Consider the following 25,645-nt stretch of genomic DNA (forward strand, 5'->3'; position numbering starts at 1 on the left):
CGGGGTGGACAGCCGGTAGGCGTGTCGCGCCTTGCGGGGGAGGCGCCGGCGCGACGGGCGTTCCCCTTATTATTCGCCGCTGTCGAAAATGACTTTTGCATGCCGGGCATGAGGCCATGCATCCGCGCGGGCGGGTGATCCAACAAGATTTTTCTCTGGAGGTCGGCATGGATGAGCCTGATCTGACGCGTCTATGCGGCAGCGTCGCATTGGACTGCCCCGGCTCCTGTAGGCATTCCTGCCTTATGATTTGAGCATAGGAGGATGTCCATGAGCACACCGCGTTTCACCCCAGAATTCAAAGAGGAAGCCGTCAAACAAGTCACCGAGCGTGGCTACTCCGTAGCCGAAGTTTCTGCTCGGCTTGGGGGTTCCAGCCACAGCCTGTACAAATGGGTGAAAGCAGTCAGTCCGGATAACTCGGAGAAACAGGCTGCCGAGCTGATCGAGGCCAAGAGCGAAATCCTTCGCCTGAAGGCGCAACTGCGGCGCACAGAAGAAGAGCGAGATATTCTAAAAAAAGCCGCGCGGTACTTTGCCAGGGAGTCCGAGTGAAGTACCGCTTCATGAACGAGCATCGTCATGCCTGGCCACTGACGACCATGTGTCGTTTGTTGCAAGTTGCCCGCGCCGGCTTCTATCAATGGCTACATCGCCCCGAGTCCGACCACGCCAAGGAAGATGCTAGATTACTGGCTCTGATTCGTGACTCGTGGCGGGCCAGTGGTGGGGTATATGGATCTCGCCGCGTTCTGGGTGACCTGCGCGAAATCGGCGAGCAGTGTGGCAAGCATCGTGTCGCCAGAATCATGCGGCAACACAGAATCAAGGCTCAGCGCGGCTATAAAGCCCCACGGCCCATTGCAGGGCGCCCCTCTTTGTTGGCCCCCAACCATCTGAACCGTGAATTCACGACATCACAGCCTGACCAAGCTTGGGTAACGGACATTACCTACATCCGCACCTGGCAGGGCTGGCTTTATCTAGCGGTGGTGATCGACTTGTTCTCACGCAAGGTGGTGGGCTGGTCGATGAAACCGACATTGAACCGCGAATTGGCGCTGGACGCCCTGCTGATGGCGCTGTGGCGGCGCAAGCCGACTGGTCGCGTGCTGGTTCATTCGGACCAAGGGTCGCAATATGGCAGTGATGACTGGCACCGTTTCTGCGTCTCCCACGACCTTGAACCCAGCATGAGCCGACGTGGCAATTGCTGGGATAACGCCGTAGCTGAGTCCTTCTTCAGCAGTCTGAAGAAGGAGCGTATCCGCAAACGGATTTACAAAACCCGCGACTTGGCCAAGTCAGATGTATTCGATTACATCGAAGTTTTTTACAATCGAACCCGCCGCCATAGTTACCTGGGCGGCATCAGCCCCGAGGCTTTTGAAAGGGCTTCGGCGTGAGGCAGAAATTTGTCTACGGTACCCGGGACAGTCCACATTGTCATATTGACGAAGCCGGGCAATCGCTCTACAGTGATTTGGATAAAGATAATTGGTCATACCAATTTACAAAGGACGCCATGAGCCAGCCGGCCGATGTCTACCTGTTCGGCACCTGCCTGCTCGACCTGTTTCTGCCGGAGGCTGGCCTGGACGCCATCGTCCTGCTGGAGCGGTTGGGCATGCGCGTGCATTTTCCCCAGCAGCAAAGCTGTTGCGGCCAGCCGGCCTATACCAGCGGCCATCCTGGCGAGGCGCTGGCGGTGGCGCGCGCGCAGCTGGCGTGCTTCCCGGAAGACTGGCCCATCGTGGTGCCGTCCGGTTCCTGCGGCGGCATGATCAAGCACCACTGGCCGCGCCTGTTTTCAGGCCAGCCGGACGAGGCGCAGGCCTGTGCGATAGCGGGGCGGGTGGTGGAGCTCACCGATTTCCTGCTTAACCGCCTGAACTGGCGGCCCCAGGACTTGGGCGAGCCGGTGAAGGTGGCGGTGCACACTTCCTGTTCGGCGCGGCGCGAGATGAATGTGCATCTGTCCAGTTGGGGATTGCTGGACCGGCTGGCCAATGTCGAACGGGTGGCGCATGACCATGAGTCGGAATGCTGTGGCTTCGGCGGCACTTTTTCCATCAAGCACCCGGACATCGCCGGTGCGATGGTGGAGGACAAGGCGCGGGCGCTGGTGGGCAGCGACGCGGTGGAGTTCGTCACCGCCGACGGCGGCTGCCTGCTCAACATCAACGGCAAGCTGGCGCAATGCGGCAGCGTCTTTCAGGGCCGGCATCTGGCCAGCTTCCTTTTGGAGCGTACCGGGGGCAAGCCATGAGCGCGCGCGGCTGCATCCTTGCCAAGCTGCGGGCCGCGCCCAGCCAGCCGCTGCCGCGGCCCGACCTCGCCGCCCATTTTCAGCGTTTTCGCAATCAACAGGATGAACTGGCCGCGCTGCGCCACTGGGCCGCGATGATGCGTGCGGTGAAGACGGAAATCCTGTGGGCGCGGGCCGATGATTGGCCGCGGCAGCTGGCGTCCTGGCTGGCGGCGCATCCGCAGGCTTCGTTGCTGTTATCCGACACGCCGCACGGCCGGGCGGCCGCCGCCGCGTTGCACGGCATGGCCGCTGCGCCGGCGCTGCGCTGGTTCGAGCAGGCGGTGGATGGCTGGAAAGCGGAGCTGTTCGACATCGCGGCGGCTTTCACCGGCGTTCGTTGCGGCATCGCCGCCACCGGCACCTTGGTGCTGTGGCCGGACGAGCGGGAGCCGCGCACCATGAGCCTGGTGCCGCCGCTGCACATCGCCTTGTTCGACACCTCCACGCTATATCCCGACTTCTACTCCGCGCTGAGCAGCCAGCGCTGGCAGGATGGCATGCCCACCAACGCCTTGCTGATCTCCGGCCCGTCCAAGACGGCCGACATCCAGCAAACGCTGGCCTACGGCGCGCACGGCCCGCGCGAGCTGCTGGTGCTGGCGCTGCTGCCGGCGCATGTGGCCCCGGCCGACCTGGCAGGAGGACAGCCATGAGCGAGCATCCGATCACCGTCCATTCGTCGCGCCAATTCAAGGACAACGCCAGAAGCGCGTTGGCCGACGACAAGCTGCGCACCAGCCTGCGCGGCGCGATGGACTTCCTGATGGCCAAGCGGCTGGACGCTTTTCCCGACCCTGCCGAGCTGGATGCCCTGCGTCGGCTGGGCGAGGCCATCCGCCAGCGTTGCCTGTCGAGGCTGCCCGATTTGCTGGAGCAGTTGGAGGAAAAACTCATCGCCAACGGCGTGGCGGTGCATTGGGCGGCGACCGCCGACGAGGCCGCGCGGATCATCCACGCGCTGGTGGCGGCGCGGCAGGGCAGGCTGATGGTGAAGGGCAAGTCCATGGTCAGCGAGGAGATAGAACTGAACCATTATCTGGCCGGGCGGGGGGTGGAGGCGGTGGAAAGCGATATGGGCGAGTATATCGTGCAGCTGGCCGGCGAAAAGCCCACCCACATCATCATGCCGGCCATCCACAAGACCAAGGCCGATATCGCCAAGCTATTCCATCAGCGATTGCCGGACACGCCATATACCGAGGATGTGGACGCGCTGATCCAGATCGGCCGCCGCGTGCTGCGGCAGAAGTATCTGGATGCCGACGTCGGCCTGTCCGGCGTCAATTTCGCGGTGGCGGAAACCGGCACGCTGTGCCTGGTGGAAAACGAGGGCAACGGCCGCATGTGCACCACGGTGCCTGACCTGCACATCGCGCTCACCGGCATCGAGAAAGTGGTTGAGAAGCTGGAGGACGTGGTGCCGCTGTACAGCCTGCTGACCCGTTCCGCCATTGGCCAGCCGATCACCACCTATTTCAATATGATCAGCGGCCCGCGCAAGGCGGACGAGAAGGACGGCCCGCGCGAGGTGCACTTGGTGTTGCTGGACAATGGCCGCAGCCAGGCCTATGCCGACGAGCAGCTGCGCAAGACGCTGCAGTGCATACGCTGCGGCGCCTGCATGAACCACTGTCCGGTCTATACCCGCATCGGCGGCCATGCCTACGGCACCACCTATCCGGGGCCGATAGGCGAGATCATCTCGCCGCACCTGATGGGACTGGAAGACACCCGCGACCTGCCGACCGCCTCAAGTCTGTGCGGCGCCTGCGGCGAGGTGTGTCCGGTGCGGATACCGATCCCGGAAATGCTGATGCGGCTGCGCGAGGAAAGCCAGCGTCCGGCGGACCAGCGCGTCGTCCATCCGCTGCGCGGCCAGGGCGCGGCGCACAGCGTGGCGGAGAGCCTGGCCTGGAAGGGCTGGCGGCTGCTGCACGCTTCGCCCAATCTGTACCGGATGTTCGGCTGGGCGGCGACGCGGCTGCGCAGGCTCACGCCGCCAAACCAATTGGGTTGGACCCAGAATCATGTTCCGCTGACGCCAGCGGCCAAAACCCTGCACGAACGGGTGCGCGAGCGCGAAGCCGCCCGCCGGGAGCTGTCATGAGCATGAGTCCCGCCCACCGCGCTTTTCACCAGGACCTGCTGGCCCATCTGCCGGCGGCGCGCATCCATACCGATCCGCTGTCCACGCTGGCCTACGGCACCGATGCCAGCTTTTACCGGCTGCGGCCGCAGATCGTGGCGAAAGTGGAAAACGAGGCCGAAGTCGGCCACATCCTGCGGCTGGCGCGCGAGCACCGGGTGGCGGTCACCTTCCGCGCCGCCGGCACCAGCCTGTCCGGCCAGGCGGTGTCGGACTCGGTGCTGGCGCTGCTGGGCGACGGTTTCAACCGCGGCCAGGTGCTGGACGGCGGCGCGCGCATCCGGCTGTCGCCCGGCATGATAGGGGCCCACGCCAACGCGATGCTGGCGCCGTACGGCCGCAAGATAGGTCCCGATCCGGCGTCGATCAACACCGCCAAGATAGGCGGCATCGCCGCCAACAACTCCAGCGGCATGTGCTGCGGCACCCGCGACAACAGCTACCACACCATGCTCGCCATCCGCGCGCTGCTGCTGGATGGCGCGGTGCTGGACACTGCCGATGCGGCCAGCGTGGCGGCGTTCCGCGCCTCCCATGCCGGCCTGCTGGACGGATTGGCCCAATTGTCGCGCGAGCTGGCCGACGATGAGGCGCTGGCGGAGCGGGTGCGCCGCAAGTACCGGCTGAAGAACACCACCGGCTACGGCATCAACGCCTTGCTGGATTTTGCCGATCCGGTGGAGATGCTCAGCCACTTGCTGATCGGGTCGGAAGGCACGCTGGGCTTCATCAGCGAGATCACCTTCCGCACCATAGTCGAGCATCCGCACAAGGCTTCCGCGCTGGTGTTGTTCGACGATCTGGCGCGCTGCTGCCGCGCGGTGTCGGCGCTGAGCGCGGCGCGGCAGCGCTGCGGCGTGTCGGCGGTGGAGCTGATAGACAGCCGCAGCATACGCGCGGTGCAGAACAACAGCGGTTTGCCGGACTTTCTCTATCATACGGTGGGGCCGGGCAGCAGCTGCCTGCTGATCGAGCTGCGCGCCGGCGGCGCGGCCGAGCTGGCCGGGCATCGCGCAGCGATAGATCAGCTGCTCGCCGATTATGCGCCGCAGGCGTCCAGCGGCTTCAGCGGCGACGCGCGCCAGTGCGAAAGCTACTGGGCGCTGCGCAAGGGCCTGTTTCCGGCGGTGGGGGCGGCGCGGCCGGTGGGCACTACGGTGGTGATCGAGGATGTGGCGTTTCCGATTGAGCATCTGGCCGACGGCGTGGCGCGGCTGACCGGGCTGTTCGACAAGCATGGCTACGACGAGGCGCTGCTGTTCGGCCACGCGCTGGACGGCAATCTGCACTTTGTGTTCGCGCCCGGCTTCGACAGCCCGGCCGAAGTGGCGCGCTACGAGGCCTTGATGCAGGACGTCAGCGACCTGGTTGCCGGCGAGTACGACGGCTCGCTGAAGGCCGAGCACGGCACCGGCCGCAATGTGGCGCCGTTTGTGCGCCAGGAGTGGGGCGACGCCGCCTGGAACATCATGCGCCGCATCAAGGCCTTGTTCGACCCGGAGGGCCTGCTCAATCCCGGGGTGATCATCACCGACAACGCCAGGCTGCATCTGGAAAACCTCAAGCCGATGCCGGCGGCGGACCCGCTGGTGGACCGCTGCACCGAATGCGGCTTCTGCGAGCCGGCCTGTCCTTCGCACGGCTTTACCCTTAGTCCGCGCCAGCGCATCGTCGCCTGGCGGCGCATCCGGCAATTGCAGCGCGAAGGCGGCGCGGCGGATGAACTGGCGGCGCTGCGGGCAGACTACCGCTACCGCGCGATCGACACTTGCGCGGCCACCGGCATGTGCGCCGCCCGCTGTCCGGTGGGCATCAATGCCGGCGCGCTGATGAAGCGGCTGCAAGGCGCGTCGTCCCGGCCCGGAGCGGCGATGTTCGCCGCCCGCCGCATGGGCCTGATGACGGCGGCGGCGCGCGGCGGCCTGCGCCTGGCGCACTGGTTCGGCCCCGAGCGCCTGCACGCCGTCAGCCAACGGCTGCGCAGCAGGCGCAAGATCATTCCCTTGATTCCGGCCAGCTTGCCGCGCGCCGCCGCGCCGTTGCCGCAACTGACCGGCGGGGGCGAGCCGGTGGTGCTGTTTGTCAGCTGCGTCAACCGCGTGCTGGCGGAGGGCGCCGGCGGGCGCTCCGTGGCGGGGCACGCGGTCAGCCTGTTGCGCCGCGCCGGCTTCCATCCCGTTTATCCACCCGGCCACAATGGCCTATGCTGCGGCCAGCCATTCGCCTCGGCCAATGCTGCGGCGGCGCAGGGCGATGCCGAGCGCGCGTTGAACCGGGCGCTGCTGCTGGCCAGCCGGGATGGCTTGCATCCGGTGTATCTGGACAACGGCCCGTGCGCGGCGAGGATGAAACAGGCTCAGGCGGACGGCTTGCTGGATGCCAGGCTCAACTTGTTCGACGCCGCCAGCTTTCTGGTTGAACGGGTGCTTCCCAGGCTGCGGTTCCATCGCCGGCGCGATCAACTGGCGCTGCATATTCCGTGCAGCGCTTCCAGCATGGGAGTGGCCGGCGCGCTCACGCAGTTGGCCGAGCGCTGTTGCGAGCGGTTGACGGTGCCCGATATCGCTTGTTGCGGCTTTGCCGGCGACAAGGGCTTCACCGTGCCGGAGCTGAACGCCCATAGCTTGCGGCGGCTGAAGCCGGTTTTGCCCGAAGCTTGCCGGCACGGCGTGTCGATGAGCCGAACTTGCCAGATCGGCCTGACCGAACACGCGGGCTTTGAGTACCAGAGCATCGAGGCTTTGCTGGATTTTTGCAGCGCGCCGCCTGGAGGGGCCTGAGCAAAGCCGCGATGATTTTTAGGCGGCGATTCTCTTTTGTCGGGTGGCCGGTTGCCGATCTTCCGATGGCGGATCGACGCTATCTGCGCATGCGTGGGGTGGCGCACATACGTCGCGAATCGGTCTTTGTACTCTTTGTCCACGTGGCGACTAGCCATGTTAGCCGGCCGAACATACGGAGCCATGATGATGGACAACACCCCAGTACGGAATCAAGCCACGCCTTCCCGCAACGAGATACTGCCGTCCGATGAGGCAATGGAAACTGAAGATGAGCTTCAAAAGCTGATCAGCCTGGTGCAGCAGCGTTATCATCTTGCGCGTGAAAAGGCGGAGGAAAGAGTCCGCGCCTTTTTGGACACCTACACCCAGTGAACCCCATGGCGCCAAACTATCGGCGCCGTCTCCTGGACTGTCCCGGGTACCGTAGACAAATTTCTGCCTCACGCCGAAGCCCTTTCAAAAGCCTCGGGGCTGATGCCGCCCAGGTAACTATGGCGGCGGGTTCGATTGTAAAAAACTTCGATGTAATCGAATACATCTGACTTGGCCAAGTCGCGGGTTTTGTAAATCCGTTTGCGGATACGCTCCTTCTTCAGACTGCTGAAGAAGGACTCAGCTACGGCGTTATCCCAGCAATTGCCACGTCGGCTCATGCTGGGTTCAAGGTCGTGGGAGACGCAGAAACGGTGCCAGTCATCACTGCCATATTGCGACCCTTGGTCCGAATGAACCAGCACGCGACCAGTCGGCTTGCGCCGCCACAGCGCCATCAGCAGGGCGTCCAGCGCCAATTCGCGGTTCAATGTCGGTTTCATCGACCAGCCCACCACCTTGCGTGAGAACAAGTCGATCACCACCGCTAGATAAAGCCAGCCCTGCCAGGTGCGGATGTAGGTAATGTCCGTTACCCAAGCTTGGTCAGGCTGTGATGTCGTGAATTCACGGTTCAGATGGTTGGGGGCCAACAAAGAGGGGCGCCCTGCAATGGGCCGTGGGGCTTTATAGCCGCGCTGAGCCTTGATTCTGTGTTGCCGCATGATTCTGGCGACACGATGCTTGCCACACTGCTCGCCGATTTCGCGCAGGTCACCCAGAACGCGGCGAGATCCATATACCCCACCACTGGCCCGCCACGAGTCACGAATCAGAGCCAGTAATCTAGCATCTTCCTTGGCGTGGTCGGACTCGGGGCGATGTAGCCATTGATAGAAGCCGGCGCGGGCAACTTGCAACAAACGACACATGGTCGTCAGTGGCCAGGCATGACGATGCTCGTTCATGAAGCGGTACTTCACTCGGACTCCCTGGCAAAGTACCGCGCGGCTTTTTTTAGAATATCTCGCTCTTCTTCTGTGCGCCGCAGTTGCGCCTTCAGGCGAAGGATTTCGCTCTTGGCCTCGATCAGCTCGGCAGCCTGTTTCTCCGAGTTATCCGGACTGACTGCTTTCACCCATTTGTACAGGCTGTGGCTGGAACCCCCAAGCCGAGCAGAAACTTCGGCTACGGAGTAGCCACGCTCGGTGACTTGTTTGACGGCTTCCTCTTTGAATTCTGGGGTGAAACGCGGTGTGCTCATGGACATCCTCCTATGCTCAAATCATAAGGCAGGAATGCCTACAGGAGCCGGGGCAGTCCATCCCCATTCCGCGCTTGATTGAGCCTGATCGTTCACTGGCCGGTTGTGTGGCCATGCGTTTTCGGCGGCATAGCAGTGTTTCAATCTTCCCCGTGAGTTTCCCCCGCATCGCCCCAGTCGGTTCCCGATCGCCGCACCTCCCTGCCGCAGGCCGTTTGCAAAAGTTGCTAGGTTCATTCCGCCGACGGCGCGCAGGATGGTCCTGTTACCGACGGTTATTAGATTAGAAATAACGATTTCGTCTCTACTGATAGCCAATAGATATAATGGGGCCAGTTCTGGGAGAACCTCTGTGTACAAGCATCTGGAAGATTTCGTCGGCGGCACGCCGCTGGTCAAGCTCAAGCGCCTGCCGGGCGACAATGGCAATGTGATTCTGCTGAAGCTGGAAGGCAACAATCCCGCCGGTTCGGTCAAGGACCGGCCGGCGCTGTCGATGATACGGCGCGCCGAACAACGCGGCGACATCCGGCCCGGCGATACGCTGATCGAGCCCACCAGCGGCAACACCGGCATCGCGCTGGCGATGGCCGCGGCGATGATGGGCTACCGGATGATCCTGATCATGCCGGAAAACTCCAGCGCCGAGCGGGTGCAGGCGATGCGCGCCTACGGCGCGGAGGTACTTCTCACGCCGGCCGCCGGTTCGATGCCAGCGGCGATAGACCTGGCGCGCAGCATGGAGGCGGCGGGCGAAGGCCGCATTCTGGACCAGTTCTCCAATCCAGACAACCCGCTGGCGCACTACGAAACCACCGGGCCGGAAATCTGGGCCGACACTCAGGGCCGGATCACCCATTTCGTCTCCAGCATGGGCACTACCGGCACCATCATGGGCAGCAGCCGCTTCCTGAAGGAGAGGAATCCGGATATCCGCATCATAGGCGTGCATCCGGAGCCGGGCAGCCAGATCGCCGGCATCCGCAAATGGGAAGATCCATACGTGCCCAGCATCTGCGATTTCTCACGGGTGGACGAAATTCAATATGTCGGCCAGCAGGAGGCGGAGGACACCGCGCGGCTGTTGGCGCGGCGCGAAGGCATCCTGGCCGGGCCATCGTCCGGCGGCGCGCTGGCGGTGGCTTTGCGCCTGGATGCCCAACTGAAGGACGCGGTGATCGTGTCGGTGGTGTGCGACCGCGGTGACCGCTACCTATCTACCGGATTGTTCGACGCCGTTTGACAAACTATTGAGGGTCGCGGGCTTGGCTGAGGCCAAGTCTGCGATTAGCATGTCATGCTTCGGTTCAGACGAGACAATGACATGCTGCAACTCCACGTCGATCAAGATTTTCTCAGCCCCTACGCGATGGCGGCTTTTGTGGCGCTGACCGAGAAGGGGCTGCCCTTTGACGTATGCGTCCGCGACCTGGGCGGCGGCGAGCAGTTCGAGCCCGCCTATCGCCGGCAATCGCTGACTTCCCGCGTTCCCATGCTGCGGCACGGCGATTTCTGCCTCAGCGAGTCCTCCGCCATCATCGAATACCTTGAAGAAGCCTACCCGGACACGGTCCGGGTGTTGCCGTGCGATTTGCGGCAGCGCGCCCGCGCCCGCCAGTTGCAGGCCTGGCTGCGCAGCGACCTCCTGTTTTTGCGCGACGAGCGCAGCACCGAGGTTGTGTACGGTTTGCAGCCGGCCTTGCCGCTGGGCGACGCGGCGCGCGCGGCGGCGCACAAGCTGATTGCCCTGGCCGAGGAAGTGGCGCCTGCCGACGGCGGCGACCTGTTCGGCGCCTGGAGCGTCGTCGACGCCGAGTTGGCATTGCTGTTGAAGCGGCTGACGGCGGCGGAGCTGCCGCCGCGGCTGGCCGTCTATGCCGAGCGGCAGTGGCAGCGGCCGTCGCTGGCGGCCTGGAGGGCGCGCCAGCCGGGATAATTGTTCTCTGTCAGTCCTATACTGATTGAAAACAGGCCGGGGAGGGAAGATGCGAACAGCGTGGTTGGGTTGCTTGCTGGCCTGCGCCTGTCTGCGGGCCGAGGCAGCGCCGCGCGAACTGTCTTTCGTCACCCAGCTGTTCCCGCCCTTCATTTCCCAGAGCGCGGCCGGCAAGCCGGACGGCGCGCTGGTGGTCATCCTGCAAGAAGCCTGCCGCCGGCTGTCCTGGCGCTGCGATGTGCAGATCATGGTCTGGAAGCGGGCATTGCTCACCATCAACCAGGGCGGGGCCGACGGCCTGGTGCTGGTGCAGGACGCCCCGGAGCGGCGCGCGGTGATGGAGCTGTCGCGGCCGGTGCTGTCCAGCAGCTACGGCCTGTATGTGCAGGGCGGCGCGGCCTTGCGCTATCGGCGGCCGGCCGATTTGACCGGCCGCAATATGGCGGTGTACGGCCCGTCTCTGTCGCAGGACAATTGCGAGCGGCTGGTCAAGGGCGTGCCCGGCGTCAGCGTCGCGGTGGAGCTGGACCCGGAAACCGTGCTGCGCAAGCTGGCGGCCGGCCGCTACGGCAAAGAGGCGGTGGCCTTCTCCAACGACGATGTGGCGCGCTACTGGATGCGCCGCGACGGCCTGTCCAATATCCGCCAGCTGGCCGAGGTGCGCCCGCTCACCTATTTGTACGGCTTCACCCGCAGTCGGGTGCGGCCGGGCATGCTGGCCGAATTCAACCGCGCGCTGGACGACATGTGCCGCGACGGCAGCCTGCAGCGGCTGGCCGCGCCGTCCGGCATCCGGCTGGCGCCTTGCCGCTGAGTGGGGCAAGAATGGGGCAAAGCGGTTATCATGCAGGGATTCCCGGCCGCCGCGGCGGCGTCAACCAGTCGCGCAGAATCAAGCATAACCATGTCGCAACACACATTTTCCCCGGACGAGAACGTCCACTGCAGCCCGAAGGACTGGTACCGGATGGCCAGCGAAAAGCCTGGCTTCATCCATGACGAAGCCCAGGCGGCGGCCATAGAGCGGCTGGACAGCCTGTGGCACCAACTGGTGGACTTCAAGTCCAAGCGCAATCGCTTCCTGGGCCGCAGCCTGAGGAGCCCCGAAGTGCCGCGTGGCCTGTATTTCTGGGGCGGTGTGGGGCGTGGCAAGAGCTTCCTGATGGATGCGTTCTACGCCTGCGTGCCTTACCGCCGCAAACGCCGCATCCATTTCCATAACTTCATGGCCGAGACCCATCGCGAGCTGCGCAAGCTGGCAGGCAGTCCGGACCCGCTGCTGGCCTACGCCGACCAGATCGCCAAGGCCACCCGGCTGCTGTGTTTCGATGAATTCCACGTGTCGGACATCGCCGACGCGATGATGCTGGGCCGGCTGTTGTCGGCGCTGCTGGAGCGCGGGGTGGTGGTGGTGACCACCTCCAACTACGCGCCGGACGATCTCTATCCCAACGGTCTGCAGCGGCAGAACTTCCTGCCGACGATAGAGCTGATCAAGCGCGAACTGGATGTGCTCAATGTCGACGGCGGCAACGACTACCGGCTGCGCGAGCTGACGCGCGAACCGCTGTTCATGGTGCCGGACGATGCGGCGAACGGGGAAAAAATGATGCAGCTGTTCCGGCGCGTCAGCACCGGCCCCCAGTTGAAGCAGGGTGAGATCACGGTGCTGGGGCGCAGCATTCCGGTGAAAAGGATGTCGCCGGGGGTGATCTGGTTCGATTTTGCCGCACTGTGCGACGGCCCGCGCGCGCAGACCGACTATCTGGAAATCGCCAGCGGCTACCACACGGTGTTCCTGTCCGGCATCCCCAGATTGACCGCAAAGCAGGCTTCGGTGGCGCGCCGCTTCACCTGGCTGGTGGACGTGTTCTACGACAACCGCGTCAAGCTGATCGCCTCGGCGGCCGCCGCGCCGGAAGAGATCTACACCGAAGGCCTGCAGGCGGGGGAGTTTTTCCGCACCGCCAGCCGGTTGACCGAGATGCAGTCGAAAAGCTATCTGGAGCTGCCGCACCAGTCGATGGCGCAAAGCCACGATCAGCCGCCGCCGGGCGTGGCGGTGTAAGGCATCAGTTGCGCGCCGGCTGGATGTCCAGTTCCTGGATGTGGTCGGCGGCCATGATGTCGCGCGCCAGATCCACTACGCTGATGAAGGTGCGGCGGTTCTGCGCCGAGATCATGAAGTTCCACACGGTGCCGGCCTGATCTGCCCTGATGCTGATGCTCTCGTCGTGCAGCAGCAGGCCGGACCGCGCCAGCCGCTGCTCCAGCGTCTCCACCGTCCAGTTGTGGTCGGGCATCAGCCTGATGGTGATGAACAGGCTGAGCCGGCGCGGCAGGATGTGCTCAATCCGGTTCACCACCACCACGAACGCCATGCACAGCAAGGTCAGCGCGATGGCGGCGGCGTAAAAGCCCACGCCCAGCAGAATGCCTATTACCGAAGACATCCATACCGAGGCGGCCGAAGTCAGGCCGCTGATGCTCAGCCCTTCCTTCATTATCATGCCGGCGCCCAGAAAGCCTATGCCGGTGAGCACCCCTTGCGCCACCCGCGTCATGTCGCCATGCACCGTGTCCGGATTATGCCCGCCGTACCAGAAACCGGAATAGCCGATGATGCTGATTGCCGCGGTCGAGGCCATGCATACCAAGCCATAGGTGCGCATGCCGGCGGCGCGGCCGTTGTACCAGCGCTCATAACCCAGCAGGCTGCCTAGGCACAGGCCGCCCAGCAGGTTGCCCATTATCAGCAGGTTGACCTGCCATTTCGCCGCGCTCCAGTAAAGATCGATCAACTGCTGCCAACTCATGTCCATGGTGTCTCCGTGTATGCTATCCGACTTTGCTGCTTAGCTCGCCATCATCCCATATTTGCCGGCGGCTTACTCAGCGCCGCGGCGCGGCGCCTGCGATGGGCGGCGCGGACTGAATGGATTGGTGCAGATATTTTCATGTGGAACTATGTAGTTCATTCACTACATTTTTGGCGGAAACCTCTTCCTTGCCGGGCCGGAACTCTGTTATAACTTAGTGCTGATTACGTTTTAGCTAGAATTTTTCCGCTTTCGCGCCGTGATGTAGCGAAGGTACAGGGAGGGTTGCATGACTCGGGTGCTGGTCATCGGCAGTATCAATATGGACCTGGTGGTTTCCGCCGGGAAGTTGCCCAGGCTTGGGGAAACGCTGATGGGAGAGGGCTTCGCCACCTATCCCGGCGGCAAGGGCGCCAACCAGGCGGTGGCCGCCGCCAGGCTGGGCGCGCAAGTCGCGCTGCTGGGTTGCGTCGGCAACGACGCTTTCGGCGCGGAATTGCGTCAGCACCTGCAGCGTGAGGGCGTGGACACCGCTTGCCTGCACTCGGTGGAGGCCGCCACCGGCATCGCCGTCATTACCGTGGCCGGCGGCGACAACGCCATCCTGGTGGTGCCCGGCGCCAACCACCTGTTGCAGCCCGCCCATCTGGACGCCGCCGAGCAGGCGTTCATCGATGCCGATGTGATCCTGACCCAGCTGGAAATTCCGCTGGAAACCGTGCAGCACGCCGCGATGCTGGCGGCGCGCCACGACAAGCCGCTGCTGCTGAACCCGGCGCCGGCCATCCCGTTGCCGGAAGCGCTGCTGGCGCAGATCGCGCTGCTGACGCCGAATGAACATGAATTCCTCACCATGCTGGCGCAACCCGACGCCGACTGGCGGGCTTTGCTGGTGGAGCAGCCGGGCAAGCTGGTGATGACCCACGGCCGCCATGGCGCCTATTACGCGATGATGCGCGGCAAGCTGCTGCACCAGCCCGGTTTCGCGGTGGAGGCGGTCGACAGCACCGGCGCCGGCGACACCTTCAACGGCGCGCTGGCCACGTTCCTGCCGTTGGGCCTGCCGCTGGCGGTGCGCCGCGCCGCTGCCGCCGGCGCCTTGTCGGTCACCCGCCACGGCGCGCAAGGCGGCATGCCCACGCTGGCCGAGCTGGACGCTTTCCTGGAGCGGCAGCCATGAAAAAGCACGGCCATCTGAACCGCGACGTCGCCCGCATCCTGGCCGGCATGGGCCATACCGACAGCCTGGTGATAGCCGATTGCGGCCTGCCCATTCCGCCCGGCGTCGAGTGCATCGATCTGGCGCTGCAATTGGGCCAGCCGGGTTTCGCCGCCGTGCTGGACAGCATCCTGGCGGATTTCCAGTGCGAGCGCGCGGTGTTCGCCATCGAGTGCCGCCAGCATAATCCGGCGGTGCTGGCGCAGGCGGAAGCCATCGCGCAGCAAGGCGTGGCGCTGGACTTCGTCAGTCATGAGGAGTTCAAGCAGCGTTGCCTGGCGGCGCGGGCGGTGATCCGCACCGGAGAGTGCACGCCCTATGCCAATGTGATCCTGCACTCCGGCGTGATCTTCTGAGGTGGCGGCGATGCAAGTGACCATGCGCGGCATCTGCAAGGCCTTCGGCCCGGTCAAGGTGCTGGAAAATGTGGAATTCAATCTGGCGGGCGGCGAAATCCACGCGTTGATGGGGGAGAACGGCGCCGGCAAGTCCACGTTGATGAAAATCCTCAGCGGCGTGCACTTGGCCGACGCAGGCGAGATCCTGCTGGACGGCAAGCCGCTGGCGTTGCCCGACACCGCGGCGGCCGAGGCCGCCGGCATCGCCATCATCCACCAGGAGCTGAACCTGATCCCGCAATTGTCGGTGATGGAAAACCTGTTCCTGGGGCGCGAGCCGTCGCGCTTCGGCATGATCGACTTCGCCGCGATGCGCCGCGAGGTGCGGGCGCGGCTGGAGGCGCTGGACGCAGGCGGGATCAGTCCGGACGCCGAGGCCGGCAGCCTGTCCATCGGCCAGCAGCAGATGGTGGAGATCGCCAAGGCGCTGGCGCTCGATGCCCGGGTGCTGATCATGGACGAGCCCACCGCGGCGTTGACCGAGCGCGAGATCGACACCCTGTTCGGCCTGATGCGCCAGCTGAAGCGGCAGGGTGTGGCCATCGTCTACGTCTCGCACCGGATGGAGGAGATTTTCCGCATCTGCGACCGGATCAGCGTGCTGCGCGACGGCTGTTTCGTCGGCGAGCGCGCCATCGCCGCCACCGATTTCGACGAAGTGGTGCGGATGATGGTGGGGCGCGAGATCGGCGACCGCTACCCGAAGCGCGAAGCCGTTCCCGGCGAGGTGAGGCTGAAGGTGGAAAATCTGGCCGACGAGGACATGATCTCGGGCATCAGCTTCGATGCGCGCGCCGGCGAGGTGCTGGGCATCGCCGGGCTGATGGGCTCGGGCCGCAGCGACATCCTCAAGACGCTGTTCGGCGCCAAGCGCCGCTGCGAAGGCAGCGTCAGCCTGGATGGCCAGCCGCTGGCGGCTGGCTCGCCGGCGGAGGCCATCGCCGCCGGCTTGGCTTTCGTGCCGGAAGACCGCAAGAGCAAGGGTCTGGTGCTGGGGATGTCGCTGCGCGAGAACGCCACTCTGGTGCACCTCTCGCAATATGCCCGGCTGGGCGTGGTGGACGCCGCCGCCGAGCGCCGGGCGGTGGATGGCCTGATCGCGCAGCTGCGCATTCGCGCCCGCGACGCGGAACTGGACGTGAAAGCCCTATCCGGCGGCAACCAGCAGAAAGTGGTGTTTGCTAAATGGCTGGCGCGGCCGCCCAAGGTGCTGCTGCTGGACGAGCCCACTCGCGGCGTGGATGTCGGCGGCAAGGCCGAGATCTACCACATCGTCAACCAGCTGGCGGCGGCCGGCGTAGCCATCGTGATGGTGTCGTCGGAGCTGCCGGAAGTGCTGGCGCTGAGCAACCGCATCCTGGTATTGCGCGAAGGCCGCCAGGCCGGCATTTTCGATGCCGCCGGCTGCACGCAGGAAACCCTGATGGCGGCGGCCACCGGCGCCGCCGGCTGATCGTCCGGCAGAACAAGAAGCAAAGATACGGAACCATGATGACTCCCAACCAGAAAGCCACCCTGCAACGCCTGGGCCCCTTCATCGCCCTGGTCGCGGTCGCCGTCGGCCTGTCCGTGATGAGCCCGGACTTCCTCACCGTCAACAACCTGCTCAACGTGATGCGCCAGGTTTCGATCAACGCGCTGATCGCCTTCGGCATGACGCTGGTGATCCTGCTGGGCGGCATCGACCTGTCGGTCGGCTCCATCCTGGCATTGTCCTCGGTCACCGCCGCCAGTCTGATGCAGGCCGGAGTCGATCCCATGCTGTCCACGCTGCTGGGCATCCTGGCCGGCGCGGCGATGGGCCTGTTCAACGGCCTGATCATCAGCAAGGGCAAGGTGGCGCCGTTCATCGCCACGCTGGCCACCATGACCATATTGCGCGGCCTGGCGCTGGTATTCTCCAACGGCAGTCCGATCACCGGCTTCCAGAGCGATGCCTTCGCCATGCTGGGCGGCGGCTATGTCGCCGGCCTGGTGCCGGTGCCGGTGGTATGGATGCTGATCATGTTCGCCGTGTTCTGGTTTGCGCTGAAGAAGACGGTGTTCGGCCGCCATCTGTACGCCACCGGCGGCAACGAGGACGCGGCGCGGTTGTCCGGCGTGAAGGTGGACCGCATCAAGCTGTGGGTGTACACCGCCTCCGGCGCGATGTCGGCGATGGCCGGCGTGGTGCTGACCTCGCGCCTCAACTCCGCGCAGCCCACTGCCGGCACCGGCTACGAGCTGGACGCCATCGCCGCGGTGGTGCTGGGCGGCACCAGCCTGACCGGCGGCCGCGGCTGGATCTTCGGCACGCTGATCGGCGCGCTGTTGATAGGCGTGCTCAACAACGGCCTTAACCTGCTGGGGGTATCGTCGTTCTACCAGCAAGTGATCAAGGGCGCGGTGATCCTGCTGGCGGTGCTGCTTGACCGCAGCAACAAGAAATAAGTCCGGCGGCTTTGGCCGCCATCCGCAGTGCAATCTGTCTATTTCTCAGGGAGTCTTGGCATGAAACGCATTCTCACCCCGCTGCTGGCCAGCGCGCTGGCCCTCGGCATCGCCGCTTGCTCCAAGCAGGGGCCGGGCAGCAGCGAGGCCGGCGCGCCGGCCGCCGACGGCAAGGCCAGCATCGGTCTGGCGGTATCCACGCTCAACAACCCGTTCTTCGTCGAATTGCGCGACGGCGCCGCCGCCGAGGCCAAGAAGGAGGGCGTCAACCTGATCACGGTGGACGCCCAGGACGATCCGGCCAAGCAGCAGGCCAGCGTGGAAGACCTGATCCAGAAAAAGGTGAGCGTGATCCTGATCAATCCCACCGACTCCGCCGCCGCCGCCAATGTGGTGAAGGAGGCGACGTCTAAGGGCATCAAGGTGGTATCGCTGGACCGCAGCGTCAACGGCGCCGAAGTCAGCGCCCACATCGCCTCGGACAATATCGCCGGCGGCATGATGGCCGGCCAGTACCTGCTGGGCAAGCTGGGCGGCAAGGGCCGGGTGGTCGAGCTGGAGGGCATCGCCGGCTCCTCCGCCGCCCGCGAGCGCGGCGAGGGCTTCCATCAGGTGGTGGACAAGAAGGAAGGCGTCAAGCTGCTAGCCAAGCAACCGGCGGATTTCGACCGTGCCAAGGGCTTGGCGGTGATGGAGAACATCATCCAGGGCAACAAGGATATCCAGGGCGTGTTCGCCCATAACGACGAGATGGCGTTGGGCGCGCTCAAGGCGATTCAGGCTGCGGGCCTGAAGAATGTGGTGGTGGTGGGCTTCGACGCCACGCCTGACGCGGTGGCCGCGGTGAAGGCTGGCGCGATGTCCGCCACGGTGCAGCAGCAGCCGGCGCTGATCGGCCAGTACGGCGTGCAGACCGCCAAGCGGCTGATGGACGGCCAGAAGGTCGACCGGTTCATCCCGGTGCCGCTGAATCTGGTCAAACAGTAAGCCGCGACAGGGCAGGCGGGACCGGCCGGATGGCTCGGGCCCCGTTTTGCCGGATTGCGTTTATCATGCTTTTTCTTTCGCCTCCGCACGCCATGCCATGAGCAGCTTCAAACGCCTCACCATAGACGACATCGCCCAATTGGCCGGCGTGTCGCGCACCACCGCCAGCATGGTGCTCAACGGCCACGCCGGGCGCTACCGCATTTCGCAGGCAACGGTGGACAAGGTGGAGCAGGTGGCGCGCGAGCAGCATTTCAATCCCTCGCAACAGGCGCGCAGCCTGCGCAGCCGGCGCAGCAGCAGCGTTGGTCTGGTGATTCCTGACCTGACCAACTCCACCCACGCCGCATTGGCGCAGGCGCTGGAGAACGGCTGCCGCGCGCGCGGCTATCAGCTGCTGATGGTGACCAGCGACGAGGATCCGGAACGCGAAAGCGCCGGCATCGGCCAATTGGCGGCTCGCCAGGTGGACGGCATGATCGTGGTGCCGTGCAGCGGCGAGGCGCAGCGTTATCAGCCGTGGACCAGCCGGCTGCCGCTGGTGTTCGCCGACCGCCATATTCCCGGCAGCGGCATTCCGTCCGCAGTCACCGACGCGGCCGACAGCGTGGCCAGGCTGCTGGCGCCGTTATTGGCGCAGGGCGTGAGCGAACTGGCGTATTTTGGCGGCCAGCCCGGCCTGTCGGCCAGCCGCGAGCGCCTGTCCGGCTATCATCAGGCGTTGCGGGGGCAGGGCATTCAACCGCCGCCGGACTGGGTGGCGGAGCGGGATTTCCAGCGCGAGTCCGGCTACCGGCTGATGCGCGATTGGCATCAGCGTCATGGCCGCTATCCGCAGGCCTTGTTCACCGCCTCCATCACCCTGCTGGAGGGCGTGTTGTCCTTCATCCGCGAGCGGCACCGGATGCGGCAGGCGCCGCAATACCTGCTGACTTTCGACGATCATCCGCTGCTCGATTGCCTGCCGTTGCCGATAGACGCCATCCGCCAGGATAGCCAGGCGCTGGCCGAGGCCAGCTTGGGGCAAGTGCTGGCCCTGCTGCACGGCGAGCCTTTGGCTGAAGCTGATATCCGCATTCCGGCCAGCCTCAATCTGCGCCGCATTCCGGCCTAGAGCGATTGTTCCGCGGCGGAGGTCGTGATGGCGGGGCGGCGCGATTCCTGCCGCCCGCGCCGCCGGAATCAGCTGGCGGGCTCGCCGGCGGCCCCAGGGTTTTCCGCGCCGTTCTGCAGGAAATCGCGCAGCATGGCCAGCACGATGGCGGGTTGATCCCGCGCCGCCCGCAGGCCGGCGTTCTGGATGATCACCTGCGATAGCTGCTGGTGCTGCCGGATCAGGCCGGCGGCCAGGCCGTACGGCCGCCAGGACTGGCGCTTCTGCTGGCGGAAGTTCGAGGCCTTCGACCACAGCAGGTTGTTGAGCCAGACGTCCATGCCCAGGTAGTTGCCCTCCATGCAGTACTCGCCGTGATAGAGCAATACCTTGAGCTGGTCCAGCAGGCGCGGGAACAGGTGGGCGGAATCGTCCAGCCAGGAAGCGTCCAGCAACTGCTGCGGCATCGTCTGCAACTCGTTGCGCGAGCGCGGGTCGATATGCAGCGCTTGCTGCACTGCGGGCTTGGCCAGGTATTCGCCGAGGCGCTGCCGATGGTTGCCGGGCGGTTGGCGGATATCGTGCTTGTCGCGGCCGGAGCATTGCTGGATGTAGTTTTCAATCGCAGTGGCGATCCGGCTGGCTTGCGCGCGCCGCAGCGGTATCGGCGAGGCCTGGGCCAGGGAAAAATCCTGCAGCATCTCCAGCGCGCGGTGCTTCTCCTCCAGATTGATCAGCCGGTGCTGGTAGGCGTATTCGATATAGCTGGGCAACTGGATCTGCGGCGAAATCTGGCCATTGCCCAGCCCCAGCCCCTTCAGCCGCACTTCCGGCTGGCCATAGCCGTTGCCGTCCAGTATCGAGCTGGCCAGGCGGGCGATGGTGTGGCCGGCCGATCCGCAGCCGAACAGATAGAAGTCCTGCTGGCGGTAGCAGGGCCAGCGCAGCAGAAACTCCTGCAGCGCGTGGTACAGCTGCTGGGCCGCCTCGTCGTAATTGTCCGGCAGGTAGCGCGGATGGGTGGAAAACGACAGGCCATTGCCGAGCGGCTGGTCGATGATCAGGTAATTGACATGGTGGTGCCAGCTGAAGGGATTGCTGTATACCCGGCCATTGGCGTCCAGCAGGTAGGGACCGTGCTCGTCGAACAGGTTGAACAGCGCGTTCTCGACCGGGTGGCTGTTGACCCATAGCAGCAGCGGGGCTTGTTCCGGATTGATGCTGGCTTCGCTGAACCAGAAATACAGCCAGCCGCCAGCGGCGTCGCCGACCGAGAGATAGCCGGCCAGTTGGGTGGTGTTGATGGCGCCGTAGTTGGGCAGATGGGTGAGTGTCGCGCTCTCAAACAGAAAGGGATTCACTTGAGCGTTCATGATTGATGCCCTCCCTGTCCGGTGAGTGATGATACTGGATCATCTTGTCTGTATGCATTGTAGTTGCCATTGCGCATGGCTGGCATTTCGTTCTGGAAAAGTGCCGTGATTATTCACAAGTTGTTGCAGTTAAGTTGTTCGACCCGATGGCCGCCTTGTGTGGGTAACGGCAGCTGATGCCGGTTTCGACCAACCTAGACGGAGCATGACCATGCTGAGCCTGTACACCAATATCGCCGCACTGAACACCAAGTCCAACATGAACTCCACCCAGAACGCGCTGTCGACCTCGATGACGCGCCTGGGCACCGGCCTGCGTATCAACTCCGCCATGGACGATGCGGCCGGCCTGCAGATCGCCACCCGTCTGGACGCGCAAAGCCGCGGCATGACCGTAGCGATGAAGAACGCCCAAAACGGCATTTCCATGATGCAGACCGCCGAAGGCGCGCTGAGCGAAGTGACCAACATCCTGCAACGGATGAAGGACCTGGCCACCGAAGGCGCCAGCAGCACCTCCACCGCCAACGACAAGACCGCGATGCAGTCCGAATTCGACGCGCTGGGCAAGGAGTTGGGCAACATCATGGGCAACACCACTTTCGGCGGCGAAAAGCTGCTGAAGGGCGGCAAGATGGCCGCCGCCGTGAGCTTCCAAATTGGCGCCAGCTCCTCCGAGACCATGGCTGTCGACCTGTCCACCCAGATGACCGCGCTGGACACCGGCCTGACCGCCGCTTCGGGCACCTACAAGGACCCGACCAAGGCCGGCACTGAAATCACCGGTCTGACCGCCGGCACGCCCGCCGCCATCATCGATACCCTGAACACCGCTATGGACAGCGTTGGCAGCGTGCGTTCCGCCCTGGGCGCCAACTCCAACCGTCTGGACCACGTGATCAACAACCTGTCCAACGTCAACAACAACACCCTGGCCGCCAAGGGCCGCATCATGGACACCGACTACGCCAACGAAAGCTCCAGCATGACCGCCAAGCAAATGCTGATGCAAGCCAGCACTTCGATGCTGAAGCAAAGCGGCAGCATGAACAGCCTGGCCATGTCCCTGCTGCAGTAATCGTGGATGGCGGCGGCGCAGGCCGCCGCAACGCAAGCCAGTGGGTATTCCACTGGCTTTTTTGCATTTGGCGGTGGCCAAAATGCGCCGGCTTGCCGGCGCAGGGATTTATTTGTCCATGCAAGGCTGGTTGTCTGCCCCGATGGATGAATATAATTGGCCATTTTTACGCGTGACGATGGGGATGGCTATGCGAAAGGCCTTGTGGGTGTTGATAGGCCTGTTCTTGAGCGCTTGCGCTTTGGCCAATGCGGATCCGGTGGTGCTGACGGTGTCCGGAAAAATCGGACGATTCACCGATGCCAAACGCGGCGTCTATCAGTTCCGCGACAGCGATCTGGCCCGCATGCGGCAGGTCAGTTTCACCACGACGACCAGCTGGACGCCCTCGGTGACCTTCAGCGGTCCGCTGGTGCGCGATATCCTGGCCAGGGTGGATGCCAAGGGCGCCACGGTGCGGGTGCTGGCGATCAATTATTACCGCTACGATATTTCCGTAGCCGAACTGGTGCGCGGCAAGGTGGTGCTGGCGCGGCGCATCGACAACAAGCCCTTTGATGTCGCGCATTACGGACCGCTATGGCTGATGTATCCGTTGTCCGACATGTCCGATGCCGATAAGGGGCCGCCGCTGGACGCCAAGCTGGTGTGGCAGGTGGAAGCCATGGAGGTGATGTGAGGCGCTCCCGGATCGGCAAATACATCCAGGCGCCGTGGTGGCTGGTGCTGTCGTTGCTGTTGTTGCTGCTGGCCGCTTGCTGGAACTTCTACCGGATGGACCGCGCCAGCGAGGCGCTGATAGGCAACGGCAAGAGCGAGCAGCAGTACTGGACCGTGGCCCAGCTGCATGTCGAGCTGGAGAGGACGCGCGCCGAGTTGATAGGCTATGCCGCCGACGAAAAGCAGTTTCCGGACTTGCAGCAGCAATTGCAGGTGCTGCAAAGCCGCTATCAGGTGTTCGAGGCGCCCAACAGCGTGCTGGTGCACCGCTTGCTCAGCCAGGTGGGCGGCTTCGACGCGCTGGTCGGCGCGCTCGGCCCGCTGTTGCGCGACAAGGCCTGGCAAGACCTTACGCCGGCGCAGGCGCGCAAGATGGTGGTGCGCATTGATGCGCTGCGGCCGGTGCTGGCCAATTTCGCGGTGCAGACCCGGGAGGCCGAGGTGTCGGCCCGGGTGGCGCGCAGCAGCGCGCTGGCCAGCCAGCGCTCGCAGATGCTGATATTGCAGCTGGTGTTGTGCGGCGGCATCTGCGGCGTGTTGCTGATGCTGATGCGCTATCGCGAGGTCAAGGATCTGGCCGAGGCGCGCCAATCGCTGCTCGAGCAGGAGCGGGTCGCGCATCAGGCCACCGTGGCGCTGGAACTCGACCGCACCACCTTCCTCGGCACGCTGGGGCATGAAATCCGCTCGCCGCTGCAATCGATGCAGATGTGCATCGAGCTGGTGGAGCCGGCGGTGCTGCCGCAGGGCCCGGCGCAGCTGGCGCTCAAGCGGCTGAAGGCCGGGATGGCGCAATTGGCGACCCAGGTGCACGACATCATGGATGTCTCGGCAATCAAGAACATGCAGCTGCGGCTCAATCCGGGCCGGATGAGGCCGGCGCATGTGCTGCGCACCGTGATCGATGTGATGCAGCCGCTGGCCGACTCCAAGGGGTTGAAACTGCGTTACGAGAGCCAAGCCTTGCCGGAGATGGTGTTGATGGACGAAATCCGTCTGCGCCAGATTGTCGGCAATCTGGTGTCCAACGCCATCCGCTATACCGATCAGGGCGAGGTCTTGGTGAGGGCGCGCGGCCAGATGTGCCAGGACCATCTCGAATTGTGGCTGCAGGTCAGCGACAGCGGCATCGGCATCGCCGAAGAGGACCGGCAGCGCGTATTCCAGCCGTTCAGCCAGGGGCGCAACCGCCGTCCCGGCAGCAGCGGCCTTGGCCTGTCCATCGTCAAGGAGCTGGTGCGCTTGTTTGGCGGTTGCATCGAATTGGATAGCACGGTGGGCGTCGGCACCGCTTTCACCGTGCGCCTTCCGATGCGCGAGGTGCTGGAGGCGACGGCCAGCCGCAGCTTGCTGCTGGTGGACGACGACGAGGTGATACGCGCGTCGCTGGGGGCGCTGCTGGCGCAGGAGGGCTTCCAGATCGCCTGCGCTTCCACCCTGACCCAGGCGGCCGATTGCCTGGCCAGACAACGTTTCGATATCCTGCTGCTCGACATGCAGTTGGGCGAGGAAAGCGGCTATCGTCTGGCGGAGCTGGCGCGCAAGCAGCCGCAGCGGCCGTTGATGCTGGCGATGAGCGCCAATCCCGACGAGTTCGCCGATGTGCGCGCCGCCTGGTTCGCCGCCCGGCTGGCCAAGCCTTTCGACGGCGACGCGCTGAGGGCCGCGCTGGGTGAACTACCTTTGTAGAAAGGCACCGCGCGCATAAGAAAACAGGCTCCTTCGGGAGCCTGTTTGCGTTGCCGCCGGCGCCGTCAGATTATGCGTGTTCCAGTCCGTTGGTGACCATGTTCTTGATCTGCAAGGCCAGAATGGAGCCCGGCGTCGGCTTGCCGATGTAGTAGACGCCGCGCATCTGCAGCGCCTTGGACAGTTCGCTTTCATGCTCCAGCGCGTAGCCGGTCAGCACCACGATGGGCACGTTGGGCGTTTGGCGGCGGATGGTTTCTATCACGTCCATGCAGTTGATCGGTTCGCCCAGCACCCAGTCCAGCACGAAGGCGTCGAAGTTCTCCTGCGGCAGCGCCTCAAGCAGGTCCTGCGGATGGTGGTAGGGCAGCGCGAACAGGCCTTGCTGCACCAGGATCGCCGACAGCAGGTCGGCGTCCTGGTCGTCCAGCACCGCCACCAGCAGGCGCTTGGTGTTGGCGCGCTTGGGCGGGCGGATGGTCAGGTAGGTCACTTCGTAGCCATCCTCGCAATCGAACTGGGTGCCGGGGAAAACGTGCCAGCAATCGTGCAGGCGCTTGGCCAGCAGCAGCGGCGAGCAGGAGTCGTCGGCCAGCGGCTCGCCCAGCTGGATCCAGCAATGGGCTTCGCCGCTGTGGTTGTTCAGGTGCAAGATGGCCGGGATCAGCTCATTGTCGACCGGGCTCTGGCCATCCTGCTGCGAATGATCGACCAGCAGGTTGGAGGTGGGGACGTTGAAGTATTGCGCCAGCCTTTCCACCTGGGACAGTTGCCATGGGCTGCTGCCATTGAGCTTGCGGTAAGCCTGGGAGGTGCTCAGACCGAGAATTTGTTCCACCAGGCCGGCTTGCTGCGCCTCGGGCCAGCGGAATTGCTCCAGCTGGTTGCGGATGTTGTCGCAGATGATCTGGTTGGCGGTTTTCGGGTTTGCCATAAGCTTTATGCCGTCACATGATATTCATATATGGGATGCTAGCACTCATGCGTCCGACATGGTTGGGTAAAATGTCAGATTTTGCAGATTTTCTTAATTTGCGAAACATGCATTTGCATTTTCACAACATGCGAAAAAGTACATGCATATATT

At 64.3% G+C, this 25,645-nt stretch carries 23 protein-coding genes; 19 read left to right on the plus strand and 4 right to left on the minus strand.

Annotation, left to right across the window (positions count from 1 at the left end):
* The first annotated feature begins 270 nt into the window (after positions 1-270).
* The 6 genes from BI347_RS17235 (at position 271) to BI347_RS17260 (ending at position 7,612) form a co-directional block, all read left to right on the plus strand.
* Positions 271-1,406 (plus strand): IS3 family transposase gene (locus BI347_RS17235; RefSeq protein ID WP_204378093.1). Its coding sequence is split into 2 segments (ribosomal slippage): positions 271-523 and positions 523-1,406, totalling 1,137 coding nucleotides; the frame shifts between segments, so codons are not numbered across the junction.
* Between the two features lie 119 nt (positions 1,407-1,525).
* A complete protein-coding gene (locus tag BI347_RS17240) occupies positions 1,526-2,269 on the plus strand; it encodes a (Fe-S)-binding protein (RefSeq protein WP_071112143.1) in 744 nt (247 codons plus the stop codon).
* On the plus strand, positions 2,266-2,964 hold the full coding sequence (locus tag BI347_RS17245) for a LutC/YkgG family protein (RefSeq protein WP_071112142.1): 699 nt from the start codon (positions 2,266-2,268) through the stop codon (positions 2,962-2,964). The genes BI347_RS17240 and BI347_RS17245 overlap by 4 nt, the downstream gene beginning before the upstream one ends.
* Positions 2,961-4,418 (plus strand): LutB/LldF family L-lactate oxidation iron-sulfur protein, encoded by a 1,458-nt coding sequence (locus BI347_RS17250; protein WP_071116567.1) that lies wholly within the window; start codon positions 2,961-2,963, stop codon positions 4,416-4,418. Before BI347_RS17245 ends, BI347_RS17250 begins: the two co-directional genes overlap by 4 nt.
* Positions 4,415-7,237, plus strand: a complete 2,823-nt coding sequence (locus BI347_RS17255; protein ID WP_239690941.1) for an FAD-binding and (Fe-S)-binding domain-containing protein — start codon at positions 4,415-4,417, stop codon at positions 7,235-7,237. The genes BI347_RS17250 and BI347_RS17255 overlap by 4 nt, the downstream gene beginning before the upstream one ends.
* A gap of 186 nt (positions 7,238-7,423) precedes the next feature.
* Positions 7,424-7,612: a hypothetical protein gene (locus BI347_RS17260; protein ID WP_139166902.1), complete on the plus strand. Its 189-nt coding sequence runs from the start codon at positions 7,424-7,426 to the stop codon at positions 7,610-7,612.
* A 68-nt stretch (positions 7,613-7,680) separates the two neighbouring features.
* On the opposite strand, the gene BI347_RS17265 is transcribed toward BI347_RS17260, so the two are convergent.
* A protein-coding gene (locus tag BI347_RS17265) for an IS3 family transposase (RefSeq protein ID WP_204378093.1) occupies positions 7,681-8,816 on the minus strand; the annotation gives its coding sequence in 2 pieces (ribosomal slippage) (positions 7,681-8,564 and positions 8,564-8,816; 1,137 coding nt in all).
* Positions 8,817-9,168: 352 nt separating this feature from the next.
* Between BI347_RS17265 and cysM the strand changes: the two genes are divergently transcribed.
* From cysM to zapE, 4 genes are all read left to right on the plus strand, one after another.
* Positions 9,169-10,059: a cysteine synthase CysM gene (gene cysM / locus BI347_RS17275; RefSeq protein ID WP_071112138.1), complete on the plus strand. Its 891-nt coding sequence runs from the start codon at positions 9,169-9,171 to the stop codon at positions 10,057-10,059.
* Positions 10,060-10,140: 81 nt separating this feature from the next.
* Positions 10,141-10,752: a glutathione transferase gene (gene yfcF, locus BI347_RS17280; protein ID WP_083339010.1), complete on the plus strand. Its 612-nt coding sequence runs from the start codon at positions 10,141-10,143 to the stop codon at positions 10,750-10,752.
* Between the two features lie 49 nt (positions 10,753-10,801).
* On the plus strand, positions 10,802-11,566 hold the full coding sequence (locus tag BI347_RS17285; protein WP_083339011.1) for a substrate-binding periplasmic protein: 765 nt from the start codon (positions 10,802-10,804) through the stop codon (positions 11,564-11,566).
* 90 nt (positions 11,567-11,656) lie between these two features.
* A complete protein-coding gene (gene zapE, locus BI347_RS17290; RefSeq protein ID WP_071112135.1) occupies positions 11,657-12,820 on the plus strand; it encodes a cell division protein ZapE in 1,164 nt (387 codons plus the stop codon).
* Between the two features lie 4 nt (positions 12,821-12,824).
* On the opposite strand, the gene BI347_RS17295 is transcribed toward zapE, so the two are convergent.
* A complete protein-coding gene (locus tag BI347_RS17295) occupies positions 12,825-13,574 on the minus strand; it encodes an MgtC/SapB family protein (protein WP_083339012.1) in 750 nt (249 codons plus the stop codon).
* Positions 13,575-13,860: 286 nt separating this feature from the next.
* Here BI347_RS17295 and BI347_RS17300 point away from each other — a divergent pair, with 286 nt between their 5' ends.
* From BI347_RS17300 to BI347_RS17325, 6 genes are all read left to right on the plus strand, one after another.
* Complete coding sequence (locus BI347_RS17300; protein WP_071116571.1) at positions 13,861-14,751, plus strand: ribokinase; 891 nt, start codon at positions 13,861-13,863, stop codon at positions 14,749-14,751.
* Positions 14,748-15,146, plus strand: coding sequence for a D-ribose pyranase (gene rbsD, locus BI347_RS17305; RefSeq protein ID WP_071112133.1), 399 nt, complete (start codon positions 14,748-14,750; stop codon positions 15,144-15,146). Before BI347_RS17300 ends, rbsD begins: the two co-directional genes overlap by 4 nt.
* A gap of 10 nt (positions 15,147-15,156) precedes the next feature.
* Complete coding sequence (locus tag BI347_RS17310; protein WP_071116572.1) at positions 15,157-16,641, plus strand: sugar ABC transporter ATP-binding protein; 1,485 nt, start codon at positions 15,157-15,159, stop codon at positions 16,639-16,641.
* Positions 16,642-16,676: 35 nt separating this feature from the next.
* Positions 16,677-17,618 (plus strand): ABC transporter permease, encoded by a 942-nt coding sequence (locus BI347_RS17315; protein ID WP_338032398.1) that lies wholly within the window; start codon positions 16,677-16,679, stop codon positions 17,616-17,618.
* A gap of 60 nt (positions 17,619-17,678) precedes the next feature.
* Positions 17,679-18,605 (plus strand): ribose ABC transporter substrate-binding protein RbsB, encoded by a 927-nt coding sequence (gene rbsB, locus BI347_RS17320; RefSeq protein WP_071112131.1) that lies wholly within the window; start codon positions 17,679-17,681, stop codon positions 18,603-18,605.
* 97 nt (positions 18,606-18,702) lie between these two features.
* Complete coding sequence (locus tag BI347_RS17325; protein ID WP_071112130.1) at positions 18,703-19,719, plus strand: LacI family DNA-binding transcriptional regulator; 1,017 nt, start codon at positions 18,703-18,705, stop codon at positions 19,717-19,719.
* 68 nt (positions 19,720-19,787) lie between these two features.
* On the opposite strand, the gene BI347_RS17330 is transcribed toward BI347_RS17325, so the two are convergent.
* Positions 19,788-21,071, minus strand: coding sequence for a S10 family serine carboxypeptidase-like protein (locus tag BI347_RS17330; protein WP_071116573.1), 1,284 nt, complete (start codon positions 21,069-21,071; stop codon positions 19,788-19,790).
* A 211-nt stretch (positions 21,072-21,282) separates the two neighbouring features.
* On the opposite strand from BI347_RS17330, the gene BI347_RS17335 reads away from it, so the two are divergent.
* The 3 genes from BI347_RS17335 (at position 21,283) to BI347_RS17345 (ending at position 24,558) form a co-directional block, all read left to right on the plus strand.
* Positions 21,283-22,149 (plus strand): flagellin N-terminal helical domain-containing protein, encoded by an 867-nt coding sequence (locus BI347_RS17335; RefSeq protein WP_071112160.1) that lies wholly within the window; start codon positions 21,283-21,285, stop codon positions 22,147-22,149.
* Positions 22,150-22,339: 190 nt separating this feature from the next.
* Positions 22,340-22,828 carry a putative pterin-binding protein gene (locus tag BI347_RS17340; RefSeq protein WP_139166901.1) on the plus strand — a complete coding sequence of 163 codons (489 nt, stop codon included), beginning with the start codon at positions 22,340-22,342 and terminating at the stop codon, positions 22,826-22,828.
* The gene (locus BI347_RS17345; protein ID WP_071112127.1) at positions 22,825-24,558 is read left to right on the plus strand and encodes an ATP-binding response regulator; all 1,734 of its coding nucleotides are present in this window, start codon (positions 22,825-22,827) and stop codon (positions 24,556-24,558) included. Before BI347_RS17340 ends, BI347_RS17345 begins: the two co-directional genes overlap by 4 nt.
* A gap of 70 nt (positions 24,559-24,628) precedes the next feature.
* Here the strand turns inward: BI347_RS17345 and BI347_RS17350 are convergent, their stop codons facing one another.
* Entirely contained in the window at positions 24,629-25,492 is an 864-nt protein-coding gene (locus BI347_RS17350) for a helix-turn-helix domain-containing protein (protein ID WP_071112126.1), read from the minus strand.
* Positions 25,493-25,645: the final 153 nt, after the last annotated feature.

Origin of the sequence: Chromobacterium sphagni, assembly GCF_001855575.1 — a bacterium.
Classification (GTDB): domain Bacteria; phylum Pseudomonadota; class Gammaproteobacteria; order Burkholderiales; family Chromobacteriaceae; genus Chromobacterium; species Chromobacterium sphagni.

Excerpts from the sequence above, each read along its gene's own strand:
- BI347_RS17300 (WP_071116571.1), top strand. The coding sequence starts at position 13,861 with ATGACTCGGGTGCTGGTCATCGGCAGTATCAATATGGACCTGGTGGTT.
- BI347_RS17330 (WP_071116573.1), bottom strand. The coding sequence starts at position 21,071 with ATGAACGCTCAAGTGAATCCCTTTCTGTTTGAGAGCGCGACACTCACC.
- BI347_RS17315 (WP_338032398.1), top strand. The coding sequence starts at position 16,677 with ATGATGACTCCCAACCAGAAAGCCACCCTGCAACGCCTGGGCCCCTTC.
- BI347_RS17240 (WP_071112143.1), top strand. The coding sequence starts at position 1,526 with ATGAGCCAGCCGGCCGATGTCTACCTGTTCGGCACCTGCCTGCTCGAC.
- BI347_RS17340 (WP_139166901.1), top strand. The coding sequence starts at position 22,340 with ATGCGAAAGGCCTTGTGGGTGTTGATAGGCCTGTTCTTGAGCGCTTGC.
- zapE (WP_071112135.1), top strand. The coding sequence starts at position 11,657 with ATGTCGCAACACACATTTTCCCCGGACGAGAACGTCCACTGCAGCCCG.
- BI347_RS17260 (WP_139166902.1), top strand. The coding sequence starts at position 7,424 with ATGATGGACAACACCCCAGTACGGAATCAAGCCACGCCTTCCCGCAAC.
- rbsD (WP_071112133.1), top strand. The coding sequence starts at position 14,748 with ATGAAAAAGCACGGCCATCTGAACCGCGACGTCGCCCGCATCCTGGCC.
- BI347_RS17285 (WP_083339011.1), top strand. The coding sequence starts at position 10,802 with ATGCGAACAGCGTGGTTGGGTTGCTTGCTGGCCTGCGCCTGTCTGCGG.
- BI347_RS17255 (WP_239690941.1), top strand. The coding sequence starts at position 4,415 with ATGAGCATGAGTCCCGCCCACCGCGCTTTTCACCAGGACCTGCTGGCC.
- BI347_RS17350 (WP_071112126.1), bottom strand. The coding sequence starts at position 25,492 with ATGGCAAACCCGAAAACCGCCAACCAGATCATCTGCGACAACATCCGC.
- BI347_RS17325 (WP_071112130.1), top strand. The coding sequence starts at position 18,703 with ATGAGCAGCTTCAAACGCCTCACCATAGACGACATCGCCCAATTGGCC.
- yfcF (WP_083339010.1), top strand. The coding sequence starts at position 10,141 with ATGCTGCAACTCCACGTCGATCAAGATTTTCTCAGCCCCTACGCGATG.
- BI347_RS17245 (WP_071112142.1), top strand. The coding sequence starts at position 2,266 with ATGAGCGCGCGCGGCTGCATCCTTGCCAAGCTGCGGGCCGCGCCCAGC.
- rbsB (WP_071112131.1), top strand. The coding sequence starts at position 17,679 with ATGAAACGCATTCTCACCCCGCTGCTGGCCAGCGCGCTGGCCCTCGGC.
- BI347_RS17335 (WP_071112160.1), top strand. The coding sequence starts at position 21,283 with ATGCTGAGCCTGTACACCAATATCGCCGCACTGAACACCAAGTCCAAC.
- BI347_RS17295 (WP_083339012.1), bottom strand. The coding sequence starts at position 13,574 with ATGGACATGAGTTGGCAGCAGTTGATCGATCTTTACTGGAGCGCGGCG.
- BI347_RS17310 (WP_071116572.1), top strand. The coding sequence starts at position 15,157 with ATGCAAGTGACCATGCGCGGCATCTGCAAGGCCTTCGGCCCGGTCAAG.
- BI347_RS17250 (WP_071116567.1), top strand. The coding sequence starts at position 2,961 with ATGAGCGAGCATCCGATCACCGTCCATTCGTCGCGCCAATTCAAGGAC.